The organism is Agromyces sp. NPDC057679 (assembly GCF_042799635.1).
Taxonomy (GTDB): Bacteria; Actinomycetota; Actinomycetes; order Actinomycetales; family Microbacteriaceae; genus Agromyces.
This window is the reverse complement of the sequence record NZ_JBHVIK010000002.1, coordinates 908,141-930,585: the sequence shown is the minus strand read 5'-3', so window position 1 is coordinate 930,585 and position 22,445 is coordinate 908,141. Positions and strand designations below refer to the sequence as shown.

Annotated in this window: 19 protein-coding genes; 9 read left to right on the top strand and 10 right to left on the bottom strand. The window is 64.9% G+C overall.

Annotation, left to right across the window (positions count from 1 at the left end; all coding sequences use genetic code 11):
* Nucleotides 1-180 precede the first annotated feature (180 nt).
* From ACFVAJ_RS11120 to ACFVAJ_RS11110, 3 genes are read right to left on the bottom strand one after another with little or no spacing between them, the layout of a single operon-like run.
* Entirely contained in the window at nucleotides 181-2,214 is a 2,034-nt protein-coding gene (locus tag ACFVAJ_RS11120) for a hypothetical protein (protein WP_376944070.1), read from the bottom strand.
* Entirely contained in the window at nucleotides 2,211-2,726 is a 516-nt protein-coding gene (locus tag ACFVAJ_RS11115) for a hypothetical protein (protein ID WP_376944068.1), read from the bottom strand. The genes ACFVAJ_RS11120 and ACFVAJ_RS11115 overlap by 4 nt, the downstream gene beginning before the upstream one ends.
* Nucleotides 2,719-3,651, bottom strand: coding sequence for a hypothetical protein (locus ACFVAJ_RS11110; RefSeq protein WP_376944066.1), 933 nt, complete (start codon nucleotides 3,649-3,651; stop codon nucleotides 2,719-2,721). The genes ACFVAJ_RS11115 and ACFVAJ_RS11110 overlap by 8 nt, the downstream gene beginning before the upstream one ends.
* Before the next feature lie 220 nt (nucleotides 3,652-3,871).
* On the opposite strand from ACFVAJ_RS11110, the gene mobF reads away from it, so the two are divergent.
* Together mobF and ACFVAJ_RS11100 are read left to right on the top strand one after the other, a co-directional pair.
* Nucleotides 3,872-6,502: a MobF family relaxase gene (mobF, locus tag ACFVAJ_RS11105; RefSeq protein WP_376944065.1), complete on the top strand. Its 2,631-nt coding sequence runs from the start codon at nucleotides 3,872-3,874 to the stop codon at nucleotides 6,500-6,502.
* 211 nt (nucleotides 6,503-6,713) lie between these two features.
* The gene (locus ACFVAJ_RS11100; RefSeq protein ID WP_376944063.1) at nucleotides 6,714-8,297 is read left to right on the top strand and encodes a DUF262 domain-containing protein; all 1,584 of its coding nucleotides are present in this window, start codon (nucleotides 6,714-6,716) and stop codon (nucleotides 8,295-8,297) included.
* 202 nt (nucleotides 8,298-8,499) lie between these two features.
* Here ACFVAJ_RS11100 and ACFVAJ_RS11095 read toward each other — a convergent pair whose 3' ends face one another.
* The 3 genes from ACFVAJ_RS11095 to ACFVAJ_RS11085 form a co-directional block, all read right to left on the bottom strand.
* Complete coding sequence (locus tag ACFVAJ_RS11095; RefSeq protein WP_376944061.1) at nucleotides 8,500-9,189, bottom strand: DUF3800 domain-containing protein; 690 nt, start codon at nucleotides 9,187-9,189, stop codon at nucleotides 8,500-8,502.
* A complete protein-coding gene (locus ACFVAJ_RS11090; protein ID WP_376944059.1) occupies nucleotides 9,186-10,025 on the bottom strand; it encodes a hypothetical protein in 840 nt (279 codons plus the stop codon). Before ACFVAJ_RS11090 ends, ACFVAJ_RS11095 begins: the two co-directional genes overlap by 4 nt.
* Before the next feature lie 913 nt (nucleotides 10,026-10,938).
* Complete coding sequence (locus ACFVAJ_RS11085) at nucleotides 10,939-11,352, bottom strand: hypothetical protein (RefSeq protein ID WP_376944057.1); 414 nt, start codon at nucleotides 11,350-11,352, stop codon at nucleotides 10,939-10,941.
* A 614-nt stretch (nucleotides 11,353-11,966) separates the two neighbouring features.
* On the opposite strand from ACFVAJ_RS11085, the gene ACFVAJ_RS11080 reads away from it, so the two are divergent.
* From ACFVAJ_RS11080 to ACFVAJ_RS11070, 3 genes are all read left to right on the top strand, one after another.
* A complete protein-coding gene (locus ACFVAJ_RS11080; RefSeq protein ID WP_376944055.1) occupies nucleotides 11,967-12,404 on the top strand; it encodes a hypothetical protein in 438 nt (145 codons plus the stop codon).
* A 74-nt stretch (nucleotides 12,405-12,478) separates the two neighbouring features.
* A complete protein-coding gene (locus ACFVAJ_RS11075) occupies nucleotides 12,479-13,117 on the top strand; it encodes a hypothetical protein (RefSeq protein ID WP_376944053.1) in 639 nt (212 codons plus the stop codon).
* Nucleotides 13,118-13,155: 38 nt separating this feature from the next.
* A complete protein-coding gene (locus tag ACFVAJ_RS11070) occupies nucleotides 13,156-13,635 on the top strand; it encodes a hypothetical protein (RefSeq protein WP_376944051.1) in 480 nt (159 codons plus the stop codon).
* A 302-nt stretch (nucleotides 13,636-13,937) separates the two neighbouring features.
* On the opposite strand, the gene ACFVAJ_RS11065 is transcribed toward ACFVAJ_RS11070, so the two are convergent.
* On the bottom strand, nucleotides 13,938-14,432 hold the full coding sequence (locus tag ACFVAJ_RS11065) for a barstar family protein (RefSeq protein ID WP_376944049.1): 495 nt from the start codon (nucleotides 14,430-14,432) through the stop codon (nucleotides 13,938-13,940).
* A gap of 26 nt (nucleotides 14,433-14,458) precedes the next feature.
* The gene (locus ACFVAJ_RS11060; RefSeq protein ID WP_376944047.1) at nucleotides 14,459-14,917 is read right to left on the bottom strand and encodes a hypothetical protein; all 459 of its coding nucleotides are present in this window, start codon (nucleotides 14,915-14,917) and stop codon (nucleotides 14,459-14,461) included.
* A gap of 427 nt (nucleotides 14,918-15,344) precedes the next feature.
* Between ACFVAJ_RS11060 and ACFVAJ_RS11055 the strand changes: the two genes are divergently transcribed.
* Nucleotides 15,345-15,884 (top strand): hypothetical protein, encoded by a 540-nt coding sequence (locus ACFVAJ_RS11055; RefSeq protein WP_376944045.1) that lies wholly within the window; start codon nucleotides 15,345-15,347, stop codon nucleotides 15,882-15,884.
* Between the two features lie 40 nt (nucleotides 15,885-15,924).
* Here the strand turns inward: ACFVAJ_RS11055 and ACFVAJ_RS11050 are convergent, their stop codons facing one another.
* Together ACFVAJ_RS11050 and ACFVAJ_RS11045 are read right to left on the bottom strand one after the other, a co-directional pair.
* Nucleotides 15,925-19,083 carry a hypothetical protein gene (locus ACFVAJ_RS11050; RefSeq protein WP_376944043.1) on the bottom strand — a complete coding sequence of 1,053 codons (3,159 nt, stop codon included), beginning with the start codon at nucleotides 19,081-19,083 and terminating at the stop codon, nucleotides 15,925-15,927.
* A 168-nt stretch (nucleotides 19,084-19,251) separates the two neighbouring features.
* Complete coding sequence (locus ACFVAJ_RS11045; RefSeq protein ID WP_376944041.1) at nucleotides 19,252-20,406, bottom strand: DUF4232 domain-containing protein; 1,155 nt, start codon at nucleotides 20,404-20,406, stop codon at nucleotides 19,252-19,254.
* Nucleotides 20,407-20,555: 149 nt separating this feature from the next.
* Between ACFVAJ_RS11045 and ACFVAJ_RS11040 the strand changes: the two genes are divergently transcribed.
* From ACFVAJ_RS11040 to ACFVAJ_RS11030, 3 genes are read left to right on the top strand one after another with little or no spacing between them, the layout of a single operon-like run.
* Entirely contained in the window at nucleotides 20,556-20,909 is a 354-nt protein-coding gene (locus ACFVAJ_RS11040) for a PadR family transcriptional regulator (protein WP_376944039.1), read from the top strand.
* A complete protein-coding gene (locus tag ACFVAJ_RS11035) occupies nucleotides 20,906-21,667 on the top strand; it encodes a hypothetical protein (protein WP_376944037.1) in 762 nt (253 codons plus the stop codon). Before ACFVAJ_RS11040 ends, ACFVAJ_RS11035 begins: the two co-directional genes overlap by 4 nt.
* Nucleotides 21,664-22,404, top strand: a complete 741-nt coding sequence (locus ACFVAJ_RS11030) for a hypothetical protein (RefSeq protein ID WP_376944035.1) — start codon at nucleotides 21,664-21,666, stop codon at nucleotides 22,402-22,404. The genes ACFVAJ_RS11035 and ACFVAJ_RS11030 overlap by 4 nt, the downstream gene beginning before the upstream one ends.
* Nucleotides 22,405-22,445: the final 41 nt, after the last annotated feature.

Genomic DNA, 22,445 nt, shown 5'->3' with positions numbered 1-22,445 from the left:
TGGATCGTTGGAGGGTTGGAACCCTCAAGCTGAAGCAGGCGGGCGTCATCTCCGCGGAACGGCACTCCGATCCCCGAGTGGCGCCATCCTGACGATTCCTTGGTTTTCTCGACCGTTTTGAGCCAGGCCGGAATGCCTGCCGGCCCCGCTCCGTCGCCAGGGCAGGTCTCGCACGAAGCCCTAGGGAGTGAGCGGAACACCCTCGCTGAACATATGCTCGCCGACATTCGCCACGAGATTTACGTTCAGGCCAGCGAGCAATTGATTCATCTCCTGGCTATCTGCACTACTTGCAACAATGACTTGTGTTCCGTGGGAGACCTGCGCGAGCTCGGCATAAAGAGCGCGCACACTGCTGAACTCGGCCTCCTGCTGTCGAGGCTCATCCAAGATAAGTACTCCCAGCGAGGATCCAGTTGGTTCGGACTCGGCCGTCGCTGCCATGGCGACGTAGTGGGCCCACTTTGTCCTGATGGTGTCGGATGCGGAAAGACCATGTCGGATATCAAATGACAGTTCGAATCCATCGTGTTCGGGAAGAAGGCTGTCCTCACCAATGGTGACCTCCCCCACGGGAAGGCTTCGAAGCCCGAAACGGCCGAGTGCTTCTGTGAACCGCGTAGAAAACCTTCTGACAATCGCTCGGTCCTGCGCGTCCTCGTCACCGCGCAGCGCCCTGAGCTGCTGTTGAAGACTGACGATTGCTCTCGCGTCGCGATTTACGTCGTCGAGTATTGCGTACGCGGTGGCCAGAACCGACTCGGCCGTCCGAAGCTGCGCGCGCGCGGCCAAACGTTCCTCGATCTGCGCAACGCTGGGTGAGTCCGTCGGACTCGTCAATTCATCCTTGAGGGTACGCACCCGAGCACGTGCTTCGTTGAGCGCAACGCGCGCTGCGCCGAGCCGCGCGGCGGCGACATCAACATCAGCACCGGCCTCCGCCAACATCCGCCGCAGTGTCGCTCGTTCAGCATCGAGAAGCGCAAGATTTGCTGCGACATCCAAGACGATCCCAGTCGCGACCGAGGCGGAGTCCAGGGCCTGCGCGCAGGTCGGACAATGAGCGCTGGCAATCGAGCGCGAGTCGATTTCACTGCCAAGCTTCTCAAGCTTCCTAACGTCGATGAGCGTCTCTCGTGAATGCTCCAGCTCCTCTTGACGTACCTGAAGAGCGTTCAATTCAGCATCTGCCGTTGTCATTTGCTCACTAAGCGCTCGGTATCTGCCGGAAAGACGCGCGACCTCCCCTTCTTCATGTCGCAGCTTGGCCTGTGAGGACGACAGATCCTCGCCGACGGTGCGAAGCTTCGCTCCGTCGAGTCCCGCCAGGTGGCGCTGAAGTTCCTCGACCTCATCCTCCGCAGTAACCCACTCGTCGTTTCGGCGCCGACCAAACGGCGAGTTCTCCTCAATGAGTCCACCGTCAGACAAGGCTGCTACATATTCCCACCCTTGGCCGAGCACCAGTCGCTTGAGTTCGGCGCTGCTCTCTTCCCAAGACTTCTTCGTCTCTACCAACCGGGTGCTAAGGCTTTCTCGTTCCTTCAACCGTTCGAGTGTCCCAAGACCCAACGCGAACTCCGCAGCCCGACGGTACGGTGAGCGAATTCGAAACTGCGTTGGAACCCTCGGCGCGAGTCCAGACCAGCCGTACTTCTGCTCGACGTAGAACAGCGGGAAAAGCACCTCCAAGTACAGCTTCACTTCATCCGAGTTAAAGCCAGGAACTCTGGGTAGCGAGAGCCCTGCGAATTCTTCGAGGTATCGATGGAAGCCCAGCGTATGCGTCGCACTACCCCCTTGGCGTACATACATGTCACGCCGTGGCGCGCCATCAAGTTTGTTCGCTTGATCAGCGAACCAAGTCTGGACGAGCTCGGAGTCGTATTCCAGGCTGCGCGGGAAGCGGCGTACACGAAGCAATTCGCCGTGGTCGTTCTCCAGGGTCACCGTAACGGAGGACTGGGTGATCGCTTCTCGCTGCCCATCGAGGTCAATAACGCTAGTCATCGCCTCGCCAAGCGGCGAAAGGTGAGACGCCGAGAATGCTCCCTCGAGCCCTAATCCATAAACGAGGCTCTGCACCAACGTTGATTTTCCCCAAGAGTTGGGGGCCTGAACAACATTCAAACCGTCGGCAAAATCGACAGAATAGGATGCGAAACGAGTCGCCGTCGTCACGGTGAGTTCGATGCCGCGATATCGAAAAGTCATTCCACCGGTCCTCCGAGTCTGCGAGACATGTCCGCCGACGAAATCGGGCTCAATTGAGTGAGCAACTCATCACCAGCACCTAGTGATATCTCTTCTTGGCGCATCTTCCGCACGAGTGCAATGCCCGCGGCACTGAGCTTCTGCCTCCCGTTGGCCATTTGCTCCACCAGACCCTCGGCATGCGCGACCCGCAAAGTTTGCATCAGGCCACTGACATAGCCTCGTGCACGCCTGGATGGCTTCCGCCCCTCCCATGCCAGCCGAACGACGTCGGCGTTCGCCGGGTCGTTGATTACCCAAACCAGCGTGTGCAACTGGTCAACTGTGGCGCTCTTACCGCGACATGCGTGAAGGGCAATCAAGACTGCGGCAAGTCGCCATTGGAATCTTTCCGCGCCTTCCAGCGGAAGCGGGACCCGCCTGAGCCTGACTGGTGATGTGGGCGCTTCCAACGCCTCCAAGGCGCTAACTTCCTCGGCGTTGGCAACTTCCTTCGGCGTCCAGTCAGACATTGGCGACCTCGAACTGAAGCGGGCATTCGATCCACCAGGACGCGACGTAGAACCGAGCCAATCGCGCACAGAGATCACTGCCAAGGTGAGGTAGGCGCGATGCAATGAGTGCGGTCAGCTGCTCTCGGATCGCCTTCACCACGATGAGCGGACGGTCATCCGATTCGGCGATAGAAGAAGCGAGACCTGAAAATACGAACTCAGCGCACTCGACGACCGACTGGTGCACCGATCCAGCCTCCCGCAAGAGACGGGCCATCTCGATCTTGCCTCGGAAGTAATCGCCCAACGTCTCGTCGGTGTATTGGGCAAGCAGCTGGGGCCTCACAGCGACACTCTGATCAGCGCCGAACTTCATTCGGAGTGTGTCGTCAAGCGTTCGTTCGATCTCGCCAGATGCGCGCATGACCGAAACATCGACCGGTGAGCTAACAGGCAGTACGAGATTCGATTGCGCACCAAGCAACTTCGCCCGCGCCACGGCAAAGAGAGTCTCGTCGTGAATCGATATTCGAAAATCGGGTGAACACCAGCTGTGCTCCGCAGCCTCAAGCCTCACTTTCACGGACCTTGTACCGGCGTACGCCACGAGCGCTTTGTCTTCGAACACGGGAGTAAGGAGTACCCACTCACGTATCTGATTCGCCTCGCCGATGAGTTCCTGCGTCTGCTTTGGTTTATCAACCAACTTCTTTGTGTCGGAACGGATCTTCTCTCGCTGTTTCGCGGTTTGATCGGCAACGCCAAACGGTGACTCAGGCGCATAACACTGAAAGGCGATCCCCTCGTCTGCGACATATGCTTCGAGGCCGCCGTCACCATTGACGCGATCTGGAAAGATCTGGACACGGACGCCGTAGTGAATCGTCAGCAATTCGGTGCAATGCGCCTGCCACTCATTCGGGTCCCAGTCGCGTTCGCCCACGACGCCGAGCCTAGCGAGCGCGGGCACTCACAACGCGAAGGTACTGAAGGCGAGTCTCCGTGACTCTTTCCCCCTTGCGCCACCAGGGGCAGTGCCTTGCAGCCTCGATTGCGTCCAGCCACCCCCACCTTCCGTATCCAGCTATTCCCGAATGGACGTATGCTACCATAGGTAGTTGCAAGAACCTGAGCTAGCTCGGAGGAAGGCGATGAAGGGTGGAGTGATCCTGTACAGGGGTTCTGGCGCAGATGCGCGCCGGTACCTCGAGTCCGATCGCTCCCGCGCCGACGACTACTACCTCGAGGGCGGCCCGGCGCTGGCCGAGTTCTCCGTCGTCGACGACAACGGCGACCTGGTCGGCAGGGGCGCACTCACCCCCGACCATTACGCGCAGTGGGTCGACTGGATCAACCCGCTCACCGGCGAGTCGATGGGCACGCCCCGCCACGCCGGCGACGCCCGCCACGGATCTCCGCGGTTCGCCGAGATGGTCGTGAACGCGCCGAAGTCGCTGTCGATCGCCGCGGCGCTGCACCCCGAGGTATCCGATGCCCTCGATGCGGCGCAGCGCGACGCGGTCGCCGAGATCCGCGTCTGGCTCGGCCAGCACTCGGTCACCCGGGTCGGTCCGCGCGGAGCGCAACGAGTGGTGCCGGTCGAGCAACTCCAGACCGTCGCGGTGTCGCACAAGACCTCGCGGGCCGGCGACCCGCACCGGCACATCCACTTCCAGATAGGTACGCGCGTGTGGGCGGATGCCGCGTGGCGAGGTCTCGACACGGCGGCGCTGTTCCGGCAGCAGTGCGCGATCCGCGCGCTCGGCACAGCCGTGATCGCGGCGCATCCGCGGCTCGCAGCCGCGCTCGATACGCATGGACTCACGCTCAACCCGGTGACGGCCGAGGTCACCGAACTGCAGCCGTTCAACGCGGCGATGAGCAAGCGTGCCGAGCAGGTTGCGCGCAACCTGGCGCACTTCGAGAAGGACTGGCGTGCGGCGCATCCAGACCAGGAACCCGGACCGGCCGCGATGTCTCGACTAACCGCGATGGCGTGGGATCACGAGCGGCCGCACAAGAAACCGACCCAGCTCGGCGGCGAGGAAGCGTGGCGACGCGAGCTCGAGGCATCCGGCTATCGACCTGATCTCGAACGCGTGCGGGCGCAACTGGCGGTCGCGCTCGAGGAGCTGAGCGTGCAGGATGTCGCGTCCCGCGCGCTCGATCGATGCGCGGCCGCCGCGTCGACGTGGACGGTGCATGACATCCAGGAGCACGTGTCGCATCTCGTCACCGAGGCCGGCGTGGGTGCCGAGCCGACGCCGCTGCGCGAGTTCGTCACGCTCGCCACGCGACTCGCGGAGGAGAACTGCCTGTCGGTGCTGCCGCCCGATGGACCGCATCCTGAGCACGTCGCGCACCTCACGAGCGTGCACGTCATCGCCGTCGAGACTCGGCTGCGCGATCTTCTCACGATCCGGGCCGAGCGGCCACAGGTGCGCACACCGGACCTGTCGCGCATCGCACAGCGACGCCGACTGGACCCGGCACAGGCTCGCGCGGCTGCGGCCGTGGCATCCACTCAATCGCTCGTCGTCGTGGAGGGCGCGGCCGGCGCGGGCAAGACGACGATGCTCGCCGCCGCGATCAAGGCGGCGGCAATGCAGGGCCGCAAAACGCGGGTGCTCACGCCGACGAAGAAGGCGGCAGACGTTGCGCACCAGGAACTCGGGGTTGCAGCCGACAGCGTCGCCAAGCTCGTGCACGAGTACGGGTGGCGGTGGAATCGCGATGGCGTGTGGACGCGGCTCGCCGTCGGCGACCACGATCTTGACACGGATGCCGCGTACGCCGGCCCCGCGGCATCCGCTCGGCTGCGCCGCGGGGAGCGAATCGTCGTCGATGAGGCGGGCATGCTAGACCAAGACACCGCGCTCGCACTGCTCGCCGTCGCCGACGAGGTAGGTGCCAGCGTTGCCCTAGTCGGCGACCGTGCGCAGCTCGCCGCCGTCGGCCGCGGTGGCGTGCTCGACATGGCCGCGCAACTGCTCCCCCGCGTGCATCGCATGACGGCCGTTCACCGATTCGTCGACCCCGAGTACGCCGCACTCACCGTGCAGATGCGGCGCGGGGATCATCCGGAGGCGGTCTTCGATCGACTGTGCGCGCTCGGCCTTGTTGCGATTCATGAGAGCCCGGATGCGCAGCTTGAGGCGCTCGCACGCGAGTGGCGCGAGGGTTGCGCGATGACCGTTGCGACGAACGACGAGGCGGGCGAGCTGAATGCGCGGATTCGCGAGGAGCGGGTGCGTGCTGGCGATGTTGATGACAGCCACACGGTCATCGGGAGCGATGGACTGAGCATCGGGCGCGGGGACGTGATTCAGACCCGGCGGAACGACTCTGGTTTGCAGGTGGCGAATCGGCAGATGTGGGTCGTTCGGAGCGTGGGCGGGAATGGCGCGGTGTGGGCGACGGAGCGTGCCGCCGACCGTCGGCCGCGATCCGTGCGGTTGCCAGCCGTGTACGTCGCCGAGCACACACATCTCGCGTACGCCGCGACCGCCCACGGGGTGCAGGGCATGACGGTGGACGAGTCGAACACGATGGTCGGAGATGCGATGGGTGCGGCGGGTGTCTACGTGGGGATGACGCGCGGGCGGAACGTGAACCGGGTGCATCTCGTGGCGGCGGATGCCGAGGAGGCGTGCGAACAGTTTGTGCTTGCGACAGAACGCGACCGCGCTGATCGCGGGCTCACGAAAGCTGCGGCGGCTGCGCGCGAGTCAGTGCGCGGGCTCGCTGAAATCACTGCACCCCGGATGACGCCTGAAGGCGGTCTGAGCCGCTGAGGGGACTCATGCGACGGCCGAATGAATCGCGCGTTGCCGGGCCGAGTGCGGTCTGAACGCTCGCTCTTACCGCGTGCCGCGATCTTGAACGGCAACGATGCGAAGACGAAAGCCAACCTTAGCGACTCTTCGTACAGCAAGTGACTTGCCGCGTGACTTCGCGATACGTTGATCCGAGCCCAGAACCAGACACCTCCTGCGAAGTGAGAGCATGGCAGACCTGAACATCGACAAGATCATGTCGCGCATTAAATCCGGAGAGATTCGGATTCCCGGCTTTCAACGCAGTTACGTGTGGGAACCACAGCAAGCCGCCCTCCTGATGGACAGCATCTACAAGGGATATCCATTCGGATCGATCTTGCTGTGGCGAACCGGAACGGTCCTCAACTCAGAGAAGAACCTTGGTGGGTTCTCGCTTCCCGATCCGGAGAAGGACTACCCGATCGACTACGTTCTCGACGGGCAGCAGCGGATCACTTCTTTGTTCGCAACGTTCCAAAACGGGATTGCTGGCGACGACGAAGATCCAGAGGTGTGGCTCCCGATCTACTACGACTTCGACGCGAAAGAAGATGCGCAGGATCCGCAGTTCGTGGCTCTGCCCCACGATAAAGTCCTCGACGGCCGTCATTTCCCACTGAAGACGTTTTTCCACCCCGTCAACTTTTCTCGGTCGGCGCAGAGTCTCCCGGAAGACCGCTACGAGGAGATCGTCACGGTGCAGCAGAAGTTTGTGGCGGCAGATATCCCCGTCCAGACATTCGAGAGCGAAGACCGAACGAGCGTGGCGATCGTGTTCGAGCGGGTCAATCGGCTCGGAGTCGAGTTGAACATGTTCCAGCTACTTACGGCATGGACATGGAGCGAAGACTTCGACCTACAAGACAAGTTCGAGGCGCTCTCCGAAGAATTCTCGGAGTTCGGCTTTGCTGACATCGGAGCAGACAACGATCTGATGCTCCGCTGCACCGCTGCCGTCCTTGTAAACGATCCAGCACCGACAGCGCTCATCGACGCGAACGGGGCGGACGTCCGAGCCAGGTTCGACATCGTTCACAACGCCTTGCGCCTGTCAGTCGATTTCCTTAGAAGCAACCTGCATATCCATCACCTGCGCTTCCTTCCATATCCTTCGCTGCTCGTGCCGCTTGCCTCGTACTTCGCGGAAAGGCAGAATCAGCCGCTCACAGACGCTGACCGTAAGGTTCTCCTTCGTTGGTTCTGGCGGACATCGTTGTCACACCGCTACAGCGGGAACCCGATGCGGAACATCCGGACAGATTCCGAGCAAGCGCGGAACCTTCGACTGGGCAAGCCATCCACGCTCGACCAGACGGTTTTTGACATCGATGATTCCTTCTTCTTGGCAAACTCCTTCCGGCAGGCGAACGTTGCATCAAAGTGCCTCATCCTGATGCTTGTGGGGCAGCATCCGCGAAGCTTCATCAGCGCAACTCCAGTCGATCTGAATGTCGTCCTGTCCGAGCCCAACCGTCGCGAGTTTCATCACTGCTTCCCGCAGGCGTATCTCCTCAACGGCGGAATCGAAGGAGACCGTTCCCGTATCAACGCGTTGGCGAACATCGCCTTCATCACACGAGCTGATAACCGCACCATCCTCGACAAGGCACCATCGGTGTATCGCGATCTGATGCCAGCCGGCGATATCTCGCAAATCACTGCACCGGCACTCCTCCCAGACGAACTCTTCGCCGACGATTGGTCGGGATTCTTAACCGCGCGCGCCTCATTGCTCACTGAACTTGCCCGCAAGTTGATGGCGCAACCGTGACGTCCCGGCACCATTCTGACTCGGTTCAGGGTCACCCATCGGTCGGTCGGATGGCGGACCGCTGGCCCTGAATGTCGCCAACCGCTCCAGCGGACTCGCCGCGGCAGGCAAGGTCCAGGTTGCGGTTGTCGTACAAGTAATCGATAATGGTTGAGCGGACCCGCCCCACACACGTGGAATGGCGGGTCTAGCTGTTTAACGTTCAGATCGGTGTAGGACCCCCGTTGACGTCTTTGCTCTGCAGGAAGTCCTCGTACCAGGTCCACCCGAACTGGTTGCCTGGATGGCGATTCAGGTGGGTGAAGGCGCTGTAGGCGACGAGGTCCGCCATCTGAACCCACTGCGACCGCCGCGAGTCATGCATCATCGGGTCTTCGATGAGATGCCTGCTGTCCAGAGGAAGTGCGCGGTGGGCGTTGAAGTAGGTGTGATCATCGCCGTTGCCGTCCATACTGACGAAAGCGTAGGTATCTTCGGCACGGTGGGCGTCGTTCCAGCGCTCGATGAGGCTCTGGTAGACCTCACCGCGTTCGTCGAAATAGGCGCGCCCGGTCGCTGTGGTGCTGCGGTAGACGGCACCGAACTTGATGTCGGGGGTGGTGGACAGGGTGGTCAGACTGTCCACGGCGACAGCTCGTCCGAGGGTCTTCCAGTCTTCGGGATCTGTCGAGGGCCGTGTGGAGATGCGGGTGCGCCCGTTGACGAACTTCGTCGCGTGCAGCTCCGTCGCAGGCGGGACGAGATGGTCGCGGTAGAGCCGCTTACGCAGTTCGAGGATGCTTCTCAGCCCGTAACGCCACCGATCGGGTGCCACCTCGATCCAGCCGTAGACGATCAGGCCACGATCGACGGAGCCCGAGTCGTCGACGTAGAGCATTCGGGAGATGGTCATGCCTGGTCCTTCGGGTTGGTTGCGGTCTTGGATTCGAATTTGAGTCGTTTGCGTCGTTCGTTCTTCGCCAGGGTCTGTTTCGCTGCTCGCGCCTGGTGTCCGTACGGTCCGACGAGGGAGTACCACATCCGTACGGTCCTACCGTGGGACGCGAGGGGTGCCTTCACGACCTCTGCTCGACGAGACAGGATTCCGAGGGCCTGGAGTTCCGTCAGACCTTTCTGGGCTGACTTCGGCTTGATGCCATACCACTCGTCCACGTTGTCGTAGGTGAGCCAGACCTCGTCCTTCTTGTTCGTCTCCTTGGCGACGACGAGCAGCATCACCAGCGCTGGGAGCGAGAGCTTCGCAAACAGTTCCTCGTTCCAGAACTCGTCAGGGAGGGAGAAGTATGCGTTCCATCGGTCCTGGCGGCCACCGGGCATCTCGTAGTCCGCACCGCCGTCCTCACGTCGAGGCACAGGACGGATCAGGCGCTTCTCACGCTTGCCCTTGGTCACCAGACCGAGCTGCTCGAGCTCAGCCCAGGCCCGGGACAGGGTGGACGACGACCAAGTCGGCCCACCCTTGGCGGTGAGCGCGCGGATCCAAACCGCGCCTTCGAGCGGCTCTCGTCGATCCTTCAGCCACGGCCAGCAGGTGAGCAGCATGATGTAGAGCAGCAACGGCCGATGCTTGCGCTCGTGCAGCATCACGGCGAGAGTAGAAGCTCGAGGCTTGTCACGATCAGGAAGCTGAACGAGGACGTGGCGCAGTTGGGTGTACCCCCGCGCCGACAGCCGGGTCAGCTCCGCCCTCGTCTCTGCCGGCGTTGCGGCTGCGGGTTGTGCGTTCATGAGCACAATCAAACCACAGGCATGCACAGTGAGTCCCAGAAACGCGCCAACATCATTTGCAGCGCCGCACCAGATAGTGCGATGCGCCATTCGATGCGCCGATGCGATGCACGTTGCGAGGCCATGCGATACGCCAATGCCGGATTGCACACAGTTGCGGCTCCGTGGACCCGCCGGGACTCCACCATGCTCGAGTCACGCCCAAATTCTCACCACGCCAAACTGGGCGTGTCGCTGGCCCTGAATCCCGCGCTGCGTAGGACGCAGCAGGCGGGGCCTCCCTGATCGCAATCCCAAAGCCGGTCGCTCGGCATCAATGATGAATGGCAGTATTCCGATGCGGCAGATCTGGATGGCTGCGTACTCCAAAGGCGACCGTCGTACGCAACCACCTGAGCACAAGGTCATCGCTGCGCGCAGGCCGCGCCCAGCCAGGAGTTTGCTGGTAGTCGAATTGGTCGATGGCGCGGAATTCGGGCCGCGCGCCAGAACCCACTAGTTTCCACTGAGAAGGGCGAACCAGCTGGCAATGGTCGCGATCAGCGCCCCAGTGAGCACGACTGCCCATGCGTACCCTTGACGGTCAAAGCGTCGCTCAGTCCGCAGCTCTGACTCTGTAAGTGCTTCCCGTGCAAGGCCCTCGACAGCCGCAAGTTCACGTCGCCGTTTCCCGACCCGCCAGCGTGGAACGGAACTACGAATCCGCTCGCGTTCCTCTGCCATGAGGGCATTCTTGGTCGCAAGGAACGAATCCATCGATTCAATGCCGTCCCTCAGCGCCAAGACCAACTGCCACGCAACTCCAACTAACGCCAAGGTCGAGGCCACGGCGAGCCAGACGTCTGGTTCCTGCACGCCCCCACCGTAGCGTTCTCAGTACGCCGACCTAATTGAACCGAAGCGCCAACTTTCGTCAGCCAGCCGACGCCCGACTGACGACATGTGCAGCGAGCGCCCCCGGCGAGATGACCGCACGTCGATACAGCGCATCGTCGAGCTGAATTCCGTCGATCACGTCATAGATCGAGATTCGCGAGAGTTGAACGGCGCCGGCAACTGCAGCAGCGTCCTTCATCGCGTCGTATAGCGCGCGCTGCTTCCAACGAGGGGCGCCGAACGCACCAAAGACGCCGTCGGGATCTGCCCCGCCGAACATGCGCTTCGCGGAGTCATTCGACCAGCGCTTCCCGCCTGTACCTGCTTTGCCCTCCCACGCCGCACAGTAGTCGGTGTACGCCTGACGCCACGGAAGTTCAGACGCCCACGACGCATGCATCGTCTCGCCTCGGTACCGATTGAAATGGAACGACTCGTCGAGCTCGACCATGAGTCCATCTGAGTACGCGATATCCCACGGACCCGGCGCGAGCCGAGGCTCAGACAAGGTTCCTCCGAACGAGCGATACACCCCTAGGATCGCAGCAGCCAGTTCCGGCGGTAGTGTTTGCAGCCGCGGCGAGGGCGGCCTGGGCGATTCCGTGAACTCTGCCTTCACGAGCAAAGACCGTAGCTCACGCGACCGCGCGCCCGTTGCAACCATATGAGCATCCTGCCAGCGAGTACCGCTTTGAGGATGCGGCTTGCAAGACCGGATCGGCCACTCCGCCAGCCCGATCTTGTGCCATTAATGTGCCATTAAATGCGCGAAAACCATCTGAAACCAACTGTGACCGTTTCAAAGAATCCCTGATCAGCGCGATATCGCGACCACAAGAATTGAGCGAAAACCGCCCAGGCTCACTGAAAATCGAAAGGTCACCGGATCGATGCCGGTCGGAGCCACAGTCAAAACCCCCGGTTTACCGGGGGTTTTTTCGTGTCAGCGGGTCATTCCGCGAGGCCGCCGGTGGGGCCCCTTCGAGGTTCTCGTCGGGTCCGCTCAGGTGTATCCGGTCGGGCGAGCATACCCGCCCGTGCCTCTTTGCCCGCGGCGGCACAAGGGTGGCGCAGCAGGTCGCGAACAGACCCGAGGCGATGTGGAACGATGCCTCGATGATGGATCCCGTCAAGCGTTGGAGCAACAGTTCCCCTGTGCCGTACCTACGCATGATCACCTGGTTCGACACCGAACGCCCCGGCCAGCGCTGGACGATCTATCGCGGGAATAGACCTACTTACCAAGGTGACATGGTCAGGATCGGCTTCGTCGATCGGCTCGAGGATGATGTGTGGGGGTGGTGTGCGAGCGAGAAGACTCACAGCAAGTCCCCGTCCGGCACCGAGTCCTCGTTTGATGATGCCGTCCGCACCCTTGCGGCGGAGACCTACGAAGTTCCAGAAGACCCCGAGCCCGGCGCCTGGATCGTTGGGATTCTCGTGGGCATAGGCGCTGTCGGAATCATGGGCTGGATCCTTCTGTCAAGCCTCGGTTTGATCTAGTGAGTTCCGTGTCCCTCGTTCTCGCCATACTGTGACACGACCTGTCATCGCACCACCGACCGATAGTGAGAATCGTGCCTTCGTTCTTCAACCGGCTGAAGTCGACCTTTGCTCCCGAGCCCGCTCGGGTGCCGCTGCCCGAATATGCAACGCCGCCGCCTCAGCCGTCGTCGGCAGGCCCGGTTGCCACCACTGGGGCGACACCGGCCGCGGCAGCCCCGGCTGCCGAGCAAGTGGGCTTCTCGACCACGGGCATGCTGCACAAGGCATTCTTCTCGAGTTACAAGGACGGTGCGGTCGCGAACTGCAACCTTGAGACTGTGCTGGCGGACGTTCGCGACACGGCGCCTGCTGAGAAGGGCTTGAAGCGCTGCGGTCGCTGCTACCCGAACGCAGCTACACGGAAGAACGCGGTGCCCCGCCGCAGGTCGCTGGCGCGCCGCTCGCCCGAACTCGTCTACCTCGTTGTACCCGACGATGAGGCTTCGGCCGTGGCAGTCAAGGCGTGGTTCGCGAACGAGTACGGGCGGATCGATAAGGATAGGGGCATCATCGCTGTCGCGAACATCACGGACCTTGAGCCCGACCAGCTTCCCAGACGCAACAGCTGGGTGAGTTCGAAGGACACCGACAGGCTCTACACACTTCATGAGGAAGTCCGGGAGGGCGTCTTCCAGCTGGACGACGCGATCCGCGAGGCGATCAAGCGTTGATAGTGCCAATGACGCGTGCTTGCGATACAGCTTGCGAGTTGGGGCAGATTCTCGACGAGATGCAAAGCCCGGACTGGTTTAGCGTGGTCGGAACTTTCGTGGCGACGATCATCGGTGCGTTCATCGCCCTCGTCGGTACCTACGCACTCTGGCGCATTGAGGCTCACGCGAGATATCGGGCCGATCTTGCGGCTGCAATTGCACAGCTGTACCGCGGCATAAGCATGTCGATCCGGGCGCTCGATACGACTACCGACGAAGAATATGACCCGACACACTGGACGAGAGTTCATGACGCCGAGCTGTTCGTAGACTTTGGCGTCGTTCAGATGCTGGCACGTGGGGCACAAGCGAAGCAGATTTCGGCCCTGAAGCCGATCGTTGAAGAGCTCGTTGTCGCCAACCGTGCAAACCGGATTAGGTACCTGGTCGTCATCAAGGGCTTCCTCGAGGACTGGTCGGCCAAGGGGATGAAGGGCTCCTACTCGACGCCTTGGCATCAGCCCAAATCGCGTTGACACGGCCTGTCGCCTGCTCGGGTCAACCTAACCCGAGTTGAATCGGCCTGACCTTCGTTCCGTCCTTGAAGTAAGAATGGAACTCGGTGAACAGGAAATCGAGAGGTCATAGGATCGATGCCGGTCGGAGCCACCATCAAAACCCCCGCGAGAGCGGGGGTTTGTTTCCGCAAGTCGGCTCGCTTGAGCGCGTCGATCAGTGCCGCGCCAGGCTCTACGAGTAATACGTCTCGCTCGATCGGCGCTCTCGACCGACGGCGCGGCGAATGACATGAAGCAGGTTGCGGACTGCGCGCGGTGAGCTAGAACTTCCATGAGACCAGCCCACCGGCTGCAAGTGCGTTCTGCGTGGAGTCCTTCTCCGAATGAACGATGCAGAGGATCCGGTTCCCCATCAGCGATCCATGCCTCGCGGCGTCACTGATCAACTTCAGGACAGCTCGAATCGTGCCCAACTCCAGCCCGTCGGCGTCGACATCGACGCCATCGAGAACCAGTACCAGGCCGATTGCTTCAGAAGGCCACCCGTACGCCATCTCTGCGACATCGCCCAAGCAGTCCGCGAGTGCGTCCATATTTGCCCCGTAGTACGCGGGGAAGTCGAGCGCCGAGGCGAATGCACGATGCATGGATTCACGTTCATACCACCTTGAAGCGTCAAACCGTACAACGTGGTAGCCACGGTTCGAAAGCCACTCGACCGTGGATTCAAGGTTCTGCGTGCTGAGTCCTGCGACGAACCCGTCCTGCACAAGCTGCCAGTCGAGTCCTTCCTCGATTACCTGCCATACGGCCATTCGAAGACCCTATCGACCTCCGCCGCTCAGGTCGATGCGCCGAGAGTGAACCTGTCGAGAGCGTGCTCATAACGAAGAACGATCTGCTCCCAGCTTCCCTCTTGTGAGACCACTACGTCTTTGTCGAGTGCCTGCCCGATTCGCCGAACTACATCGCACATCAGATCCACTGATGCCTGGTCATTGAGTTCGCGGAGGTTGATGTCGAACAGCACCTCGGTCGTCGTGGAGAAGAAGAAGTTGATCTGAAGTCCCGTTCCCGGGCGAACCGCGAAAGAGTCGTGCTCGCGTGCCGGTAGGCCGAAGTGGCCGAGCTCGGCAACGGTATGGTCGCTGTTCCAGGTCGCAGGCCAACCCGCTTCATCGATCACACGGAGTATCTCCAGCCAGTCGCGTGCACCGGAGTCAACGACGCGGCCGTCGGGAAGGCATCCGGCATCCGCACCGAACGCCTCGCGGAGTCGAATCGCGTCCACTTCGGCCATGGTGCGAGTCAACCACCTGCTGGGCCCCTGCGAGTGGCAAGAGGGTTGCAGGCCTCCGCTAGCTTCAGTCCGTGACAACAAGTGCTGCGCAGGCGAGCGCCTTCTTCCGCGAAGTCGGGAGCACCGGGCCTGTGTGGACGATCGTAGACGATGGCGGCATCCCTGCTCCCGAGGGAGCAGACGGCCGCCGCTCGATGCCGTTCTGGTCCCGGCTCTCGCGGGTCGAGCGGATCATCGCGACGATTCCGGCCTCTGCGCAGTTCAGACCACGCGAACTGAACCGCCCTCGGACCCCGATGGACGCACTCACGAATCGCTGGCGCCCGCGACCTCACGGTCGGTACGGTGAACGCGAAACTGTCCGAGCGCGGAGGAAGCCACCGGTGGAGCGCGAGCGAGTCGCCCACGACCCTGATGCGGTCGAGGCATGGTCGACACGGTGAACGACGCCCGCACCGAGCTGCGACCGGGGCGCGAGGCCGCGGTTCGCGGACTCGTGCTCGAGCACATCGAAGACTCGCGGGAGCGGAACGCGCGACGGCGCCGGCGACGCCGGCTCGTCTGGGGCGGCATCGCTGTGCTCGCCGTCGGGCTCGGCGCGGCGACCACCGTGATGTGGCTGCAGTCGCAGGTCCTGCCCAACGATCACGTCATCCACTGCCTGAGGTCCGAGGCGCTCGCCGACGACAGCGCTCCCGACGCGATGGCGTACATCTCGTTCGACGACGACGCCGGGCGCGTGGAACGCGCGATCGAGGTGTGCACCCTGATGTGGGAGCAGGGAGCGCTCGAGGCGGGCTTCGACCCGACTTCGCTCACGAACGCCCCGGGCGTCGTGCCAGAGGCCTTCGTGCTGTGCCGAATGGTGGATCAGAGCACGGCCGTCGTCCCGTCACGGGAGCCCTCGATCTGCTCGCGCCTCGGCCTCGCGCTGCTCGAAGCCTCCGACCGGCCGCCTGCGCGATGACCACGACGATGCGAACCGATCACCGTCCCATCCTCGGTCGTCACCCGTCATCACCATCGACCGGCGGCGGGCTCAGCTCGAGCAACCCCTTCAGGTCGGCTCGCCCCTCCACGCGCCCGTCGAGCTGATCCTGCAGCGAGCGCTCGAGGCTGTCGATGCTGAACGACGAGAGGGCCCAGCCGAGCGGCGGAACCACCGTCGGCTTCGTCGACGGCGCGACCGCGACGAACTGGGCCGGAAGCGCCTTCTGCACCGAGGCGACCGCCTCGGCGCAGGCCTTCGCCTGGGGTGCCCCCACCTCGGCGCGCGACGGGCACACCTGCGAGAAGGCCGTCGAGATGCGCTGCACCCAGCTGCTCTTCGCGACCAGGTTGGACTCGGCCGCCGTGCCGACCAGGGGCACGAGCGGTTCGGCCGAGACGCCGCGCAGATCGCTGGCGAGGTCGTAGCCGGCCGAGTTCTGGGCGAAGACGAGGATCGGCACCAGGAACGCTTCGCGCTGCACTGCGGCGTTCCGCGCCCGCACCGTCGCGGCGATGACCGGGGCGAGGTCGGCCGCCGTTCCGAGTCCTGAGCCCTCGGCGTAGCCGCCGTCGATGAGCTGCCTGGTCGTCGAGCCGCAGGCGGCGTCGTCGTCGCCGTCGGGGTCGCCGAGACGGCCGGCGGGCGTGATGACGGGGAATCGCGCCGACAGCATCGCCGCCGAGGCCCAGTCGAGCGAGCGCACGCACGCGTCGAGCATGGGGATGGTCGCCGCAGGCGCCCCGGCCGGCTGGGCGCACCCGTCGTCATCGCCGACGATCGGCAGGCGGGTGACGGGCACCCGGCACTTCGACGCGGCATCCGTGGAATTGAGGATGGGGAGCCCGACCACGGGATCCGCAGCGAGCATCGCCGGCTTCTTCAACGCCTCGATGTCGTGCTGCCAAGTGAGCTCGATGAGTGCGGCCCGGTCGCGCCATCCGAAGTCGCCGTCCACGAAGGAGGGCGCCCGCACCCCCGTCGCCGAGGCGACCAGGTCGCTGATCAGGAGTCCAGTCACGCCGGTTGCGACCGTGTCGGGCGACGCGACATCGAGGAGCGCGGTCTTGGCATCGGTGCCGCTCACCGCCGTGTGCGTGAGAGCCAGCCCGACCGAACCGCCGCTGACTCCGCTCGAGAGCAGGGTCGACTTCGCGAAGCATCCGCCCGATCGCTGCAGCTCGTCGAGCACACGAGTCGTCCAGTAGGCGGCGCGGATGCCACCGCCTTCGGCGACGAAGATCACGACGGGGATCGCCGAGGACTCGGCGAGCGTGCAGTTCTGCAGACCGAGCCGCTGCACCTGCGCCGTCAGGGCGCGCTCGAGGTCATCGAATGCTTCGGTGCCGTCCGCGACGCTCGTGCTCGCGGCGTCGTCCACGGCGCCGGAGCCCGGACTCCCGCCACCGGCATCCGCTGTCGAGGTGACGCTGCTGCCCGCGTGCCGCACCGCGTGCAGCGACGGGTCGTCCCATTCGACTTCGGCGAAGACGGCCGAGGCGACCAACGGAACGGTGATCGCGAGGGTGAGCACCGGCGTGGCACGCAGGCGCATCCGCAGGAAGATCTCGGGCGGCAGGTAGTCCTGGAGGGCGAGGGTGAACGCGCCCAGCACGGCGCCCCACGCGGTGAAGGCGATGACCGTGACGGCGACGGCGCCGATGGAGGTCGCGATCTGGATCGGCCAGATCAGGAGCGCGAAGAGCAGGGCCACCCCAACCGCCATGATCCCCCAGAGGCGGCGACGGTGCCAGCGCCACGTGCGCCAGACCTGCTCGGTCCGGCGCGCTCGGAGCGAGACGTCCGTCGCAGGCACCTGCAACGGCTTCGTCGGGTCGGCCCACTCGGGGGCCCACTCGAGGAGGCGAACGAGCCAGGGCGAGGCGAGCGCGACCACGACGCCGGCCACGAGGGCTCCGACCGCCCACCACCAGATTCCCCAGTCCGGCGAGCTCTCGGCTACCGCGACCGGACCGAGGAACACCGGGCCCGTGAACGAGCGCACGAGCCCGAGGCCGGCGATCGTCCAGAGGAGCACGGCGATCACATCGCCGGTGAGCCAGGCGTACTGCGCTCGAACCGACGCGTCGGAGCGCGCCTCCGGCTTTGGACCCCGATCTGGCAGCAGTGCGAGGAGGAAGACGGCAATCGGGATCGCGAGGAACACCACAGCACCGGGCCAATGGGTCGCCGGCCCTCCGGTGGTGATGACGGAGTAGAGCACGAGGACGGCCCAGACCGCCACGGGGATGGCCCACCACGCGGCCGACGTTCCGACCGGTGAGCGGAACCGCCCGAGTTCCCGCACGTTGACGTCGATGAAGCCGCGAGTGCGTGCCCGCCCCAGCCCGAAGGCCGCGAAGGAGGCGATCGCGACGCTGAGCGCGGCGAGCAGGCCGTGACCCCAGGCCCCCGTGGTGACCCACTGCCGCTGGATGTCGGGCAGTTGGTCGAGCACGCCGTCGTAGGGGAGGCAGGAGACGAGGAACAGCGTCGCCACCAGCACCGCCGAGAGGCGGTGCAGCCAGAATGCCTGCGCGAGCCGGCGCAGCACCGCCCACGTCAGGTGCCGCACCTTCGGATCACGCGCGAGCGCGATGACGAGGAGCGCGAGGGCCAGCCACTTCGCGAGCGCTGCCGTCGCGACGAGCACCGGCACGAGCCCGTTCGCGTCGAGTCCGATGCCGAGGACGAGCGATCCTCCGCCGACGAGGAGCATCACGTTCTCCGCGCCGTCCGCGATGAGCAGCAGGATGAGGAGCCCCAACTGCGCCCTCCGACGGTCGCCCGTGACGCGGTTCGAGTCGATCAGCATCAGGAAGAACCGGGCGTAGGCGTAGATGAAGACGACGTCGATCAGCGCAGAGGCGATGATCCAACCACCGACCGAGCCGCGCGTCGCGGCGTTGTCGAACCAGATCTCCCAAGCGTCCCGATCCGTGAACGACAGCGGACCGATGACGCCCGCGAGCGGTGCGCTGCTTCCGCGCAGGTCTTCACCGATGCCGAGGCTGCCCGCGATGAGCCGGTCGATCTCCGCGAGGGCGATCAGCGAGACGAGGGTGAGCGCCAGGAGGCGGAGGAGGTCGACCGTGTGCGCACGCCACTTCACGACCCACTTCGCGATGTCGTCGATGCCGGCTGTCGTGCCGACGCCGCTCGCCATTGTGTCAGTCATCGTCGTCGCCCCCGCTCGGACCGATACTGCTGCTACTGCCGATCATGATGAGAATGACTCAGATCCAGATAGCCCCAGTTCGAGGGTTCCCGCACGCCGTCGCCCATCCGCGACGGGAACGGCGCCACGAGCGGACTCGCGACGCCGTTCCCGCAGAGCGACTCAGCTTCAGGCCGGGGTGAGCGCCCCGATCTCGAGCACGCTCGAGCCGTCGGCGCAGACCTCGAACGGAGCAGCGGCGACGGCGCCGGGGCCGGCACCGTCTGAGGTGATGTACGCCCGCACGTGGTCGGCGGTGATCGCCTCGCAGCTCAACGACTTCGGGGTGAGTGCCGTGCCGAACACGGTGGCGACGTCGCCGTTCGCGAGCACGAACGGCTCGCCGTCCGCTCCGACCGCCCACGAGGAGCCGACCTGGGTTCCGTCGGCCGACTCCACGACCAGTCCGGGCCATCCCCACATCGCGCACGACGTGTCGCTCAGGTTCGTGAAGACGAACTCGAATGCGTCCGCACCGTCGGCCGAGCGATCGGGCCGCGGGACGAACTCGAGGCTCAACTGCTCGTCCTGGCACTTGGCGGGCAGCTCGGGCTCGGGCTCGGGCTCGGGCTCGGTCGGCGTGGTCACTTCACCGGGCGCTCCGTGGAGCGCGGTGAGCGGTCCGAGCGACAGCGTCCAGGTTCCGTCGATGCAGACCGGGATCTGCACGTCGTCGACGATGCCGCCGCCGGCGCCGTCCGACGAGATGTACGCGCGCAGATGGTCGGAGGTCGCCTCGGCGCACCCGATCGCGGCAGGCACCTCGGCGGTTCCCTCGGCGACCGCACGGCCGCCGTTCGGAGGAAGCACCGCCATCTTGCTCGTGTTCCCCGAGGCGAGCGCCCAGGTCAGGGTCGCGCCGTCGACGTCCTCCGCGACGAGGCCGGGCCACCCGTCGAACGAGCACGGCTGCGACGCGGTGTTCGTGAAGACGAGGTCGAAGGCGTTCGTCGCGGACGTCGAGCGGTCGGGACGCTCGACGTAGTCCATGGTGAGCTGAACGTCTTCGCAGCGGACGGGGCCTCCCTGCGCGGGGCGGTCCTTCTTGTGCGCCTGCGCGGTCGCCTGCCCACGATCCGCGTTCGCCGCCCTCACGGCGGCCGAGGTTGCGCGGGCGTCGGCCGTCACGACATCGGCGGCCGGCGCGGGTGCGGATGCCGCTACTGTCGGGGCCGTCGCGCCGCCGGCGTCGAGCGCGCCCGCGACGAGCGCCGATCCCCCGGTGAGCATCACTGTCAGCGCCACTCCGACGGCTGCTTGGAACATCACCCTCTTGGTGTTCATGTCGTTCCCTTCTGCGCCGCCAGATCAGGCGGCTCGAGGGGGACGCTAGCATATGGGCAGATATCTTCCTATAGCTTGTCCGATATCTTCCTATTGCTCGGGTCGATATCTTCCTATACAGGCACCCGATATCTTCCTATACTGACTGCATGCCACGCAGACGAGAAGGCCGACTGGTCGACCTCGAGGTCGACATCCTCGGCGCGGGTATCGAACTCCAGGCCGAGGACGGCGACTTCTACGGCTTCGCCCTCGCGAAGCGCATCGCCGACCGTTCCGAGGCCTCGGCGCTCACCGCCCACGGCACGCTCTACAAGGCGCTCGGCCGCCTCGCCGAGCGCGGCCTGGTCGAATCCGCGTGGGAGGATCCCGGGATCGCCGCGGCCGAAGGCCGCCCCCGTCGGCGGCTCTACCGGGTGACCGGCGCCGGCGCGGCCGCCTGCCGTGCCGAGATCGAGCAGCGCACCGCGCCCGCGCTCAGCCCCCGGTCGGCGTTCGCATGAGCGACATCAGGCTCGAGCCCGACGGCGCGCTCGAGGCCGAGGGAGCACTCGAGCTCGCGGCATCCGCTCGCACCCGACACCCCGCAGCCGGGCGCATCGACGCCGCCGTGATCGGCTGGTGCCGCTGGTACACCGCCGATCTGCCCGACGAGGTCGCCGCCGAGCGACGGGCCGAGCTCGCCTCCGACCTCTTCGAAGAGCGAGCGAACTCCGGGGCGGGGGCGGGGGCATCGATCCTCGGCCGGGCCGTTCGCGGCATCCCCGCCGACCTCGCCTGGCGCGGCGCTCGTCTTCGCGGGGCGACGCTCGACGCGCCGCGCGGCACCTTCCCGCTCGCGATGCCGGCGCTCGCGCACCTCGCCGCCATCGCGCTCGTCGCGTGGGGCGTGTTCGTCGTCTGGCGGGTCGCGCGCAGCGTACTCGTCGGCGACTGGCACGGCGCGGCCGACGCGGCCGAGCTCACGGTCGTGGGCCTCGCGCTCGCACTCGTCGGGTCATGGCTGCTCATGGTCGCGCGACGCCGCGGCTTCGCAGGGCTCGTGCTCGCGGTCGCGGCCTACCTGCTGATCCGCTTCGGCACGTACGCGCTCGTGGACACGAGCCTGACGTTCGCCGAGTTCACCTCGTCGTCGACCGCGCAGATGGTGCTCCTGAACCGGTTGGCGACCGGGTCCGCGGTGCTCTTCTTCCTCTCGATGAGCGCGTGGTGGGCGGCGCCGAGACGCACCGCCACCGAGTCCGACGAGGTGCCGCGATGAACCTCAGGCAGCTCATGGCCCCCATCGCGATCGGGGGCCTCGTCGTGTGCGCCGCGGCCGCCGGGCTCACCGTCGCCGGTGCGTACGGGGTCACGCCGTTCGCACTTCCCTTCGGCGAGGTCGAGTCGGCGGGGGTGTCCGGCGGGCTCGACGCCGCCGCGGCGAGCGCGACGACCGACGACGGCGTCGTTGTCGTCGAGCCGTTCACCGCTGAGCTCGAGTCGACCGAAGAGCGCTCGGAGTACATGGGCCGCGAGCAGGTCATCGCGGAGTGCATGGGCCAGCAGGGGGTCGAGTACCTGCCCGCCGCGCCCTGGCTGAATCAGAACAGGCAGCCCAGAGGGCTCAGCTTCGAGCAGTCGGTGATCTTCCTGAATGCGCTGTTCGGCGAGTCGCGCGAGAGCTGGTCGGTGCCCGCTTCCGACTGGGAGCGACGCGGATGCATCGGGGTCGGCGATCACGCGGTCGCCGTCGCTCGAGCCGCCGGCACCCCGCTCTCGGCGCCGCTGCCCGAGCCCGACCCCGAGGCACTCACCTGGGAGGAGGCGGCCGCCGTCTACCAGGCGGAGGTCGACGCCTGCATGATCGAACACGGCTTCGGCGTCAATGACGACGGCACCGCCGCGTGGGAGCTCGCGATGTGGGGCGACACCGGCGCAGGGGCCGCCTACCGGTGGGAGGACGCGGGCTGCGCGGGCTACGCCACGCACGTCACCGGCAACGACAACATGCACTGAGTGGCGACTGGGCTCGTCGAGGGGCGAGCCACGCGAGCGCG

What these genes read in the sequence shown, in the direction of transcription:
- ACFVAJ_RS11120 (WP_376944070.1), bottom strand. Translation starts at nt 2,214, where the DNA reads ATGACTTTTCGATATCGCGGCATCGAACTCACCGTGACGACGGCGACT.
- ACFVAJ_RS11115 (WP_376944068.1), bottom strand. Translation starts at nt 2,726, where the DNA reads ATGTCTGACTGGACGCCGAAGGAAGTTGCCAACGCCGAGGAAGTTAGC.
- ACFVAJ_RS11100 (WP_376944063.1), top strand. Translation starts at nt 6,714, where the DNA reads ATGGCAGACCTGAACATCGACAAGATCATGTCGCGCATTAAATCCGGA.
- ACFVAJ_RS11095 (WP_376944061.1), bottom strand. Translation starts at nt 9,189, where the DNA reads ATGACCATCTCCCGAATGCTCTACGTCGACGACTCGGGCTCCGTCGAT.
- ACFVAJ_RS11090 (WP_376944059.1), bottom strand. Translation starts at nt 10,025, where the DNA reads ATGAACGCACAACCCGCAGCCGCAACGCCGGCAGAGACGAGGGCGGAG.
- ACFVAJ_RS11085 (WP_376944057.1), bottom strand. Translation starts at nt 11,352, where the DNA reads ATGGTCGAGCTCGACGAGTCGTTCCATTTCAATCGGTACCGAGGCGAG.
- ACFVAJ_RS11065 (WP_376944049.1), bottom strand. Translation starts at nt 14,432, where the DNA reads ATGGCCGTATGGCAGGTAATCGAGGAAGGACTCGACTGGCAGCTTGTG.
- ACFVAJ_RS11060 (WP_376944047.1), bottom strand. Translation starts at nt 14,917, where the DNA reads ATGGCCGAAGTGGACGCGATTCGACTCCGCGAGGCGTTCGGTGCGGAT.
- ACFVAJ_RS11055 (WP_376944045.1), top strand. Translation starts at nt 15,345, where the DNA reads ATGGTCGACACGGTGAACGACGCCCGCACCGAGCTGCGACCGGGGCGC.
- ACFVAJ_RS11050 (WP_376944043.1), bottom strand. Translation starts at nt 19,083, where the DNA reads ATGACTGACACAATGGCGAGCGGCGTCGGCACGACAGCCGGCATCGAC.
- ACFVAJ_RS11045 (WP_376944041.1), bottom strand. Translation starts at nt 20,406, where the DNA reads ATGAACACCAAGAGGGTGATGTTCCAAGCAGCCGTCGGAGTGGCGCTG.
- ACFVAJ_RS11040 (WP_376944039.1), top strand. Translation starts at nt 20,556, where the DNA reads ATGCCACGCAGACGAGAAGGCCGACTGGTCGACCTCGAGGTCGACATC.
- ACFVAJ_RS11035 (WP_376944037.1), top strand. Translation starts at nt 20,906, where the DNA reads ATGAGCGACATCAGGCTCGAGCCCGACGGCGCGCTCGAGGCCGAGGGA.
- ACFVAJ_RS11030 (WP_376944035.1), top strand. Translation starts at nt 21,664, where the DNA reads ATGAACCTCAGGCAGCTCATGGCCCCCATCGCGATCGGGGGCCTCGTC.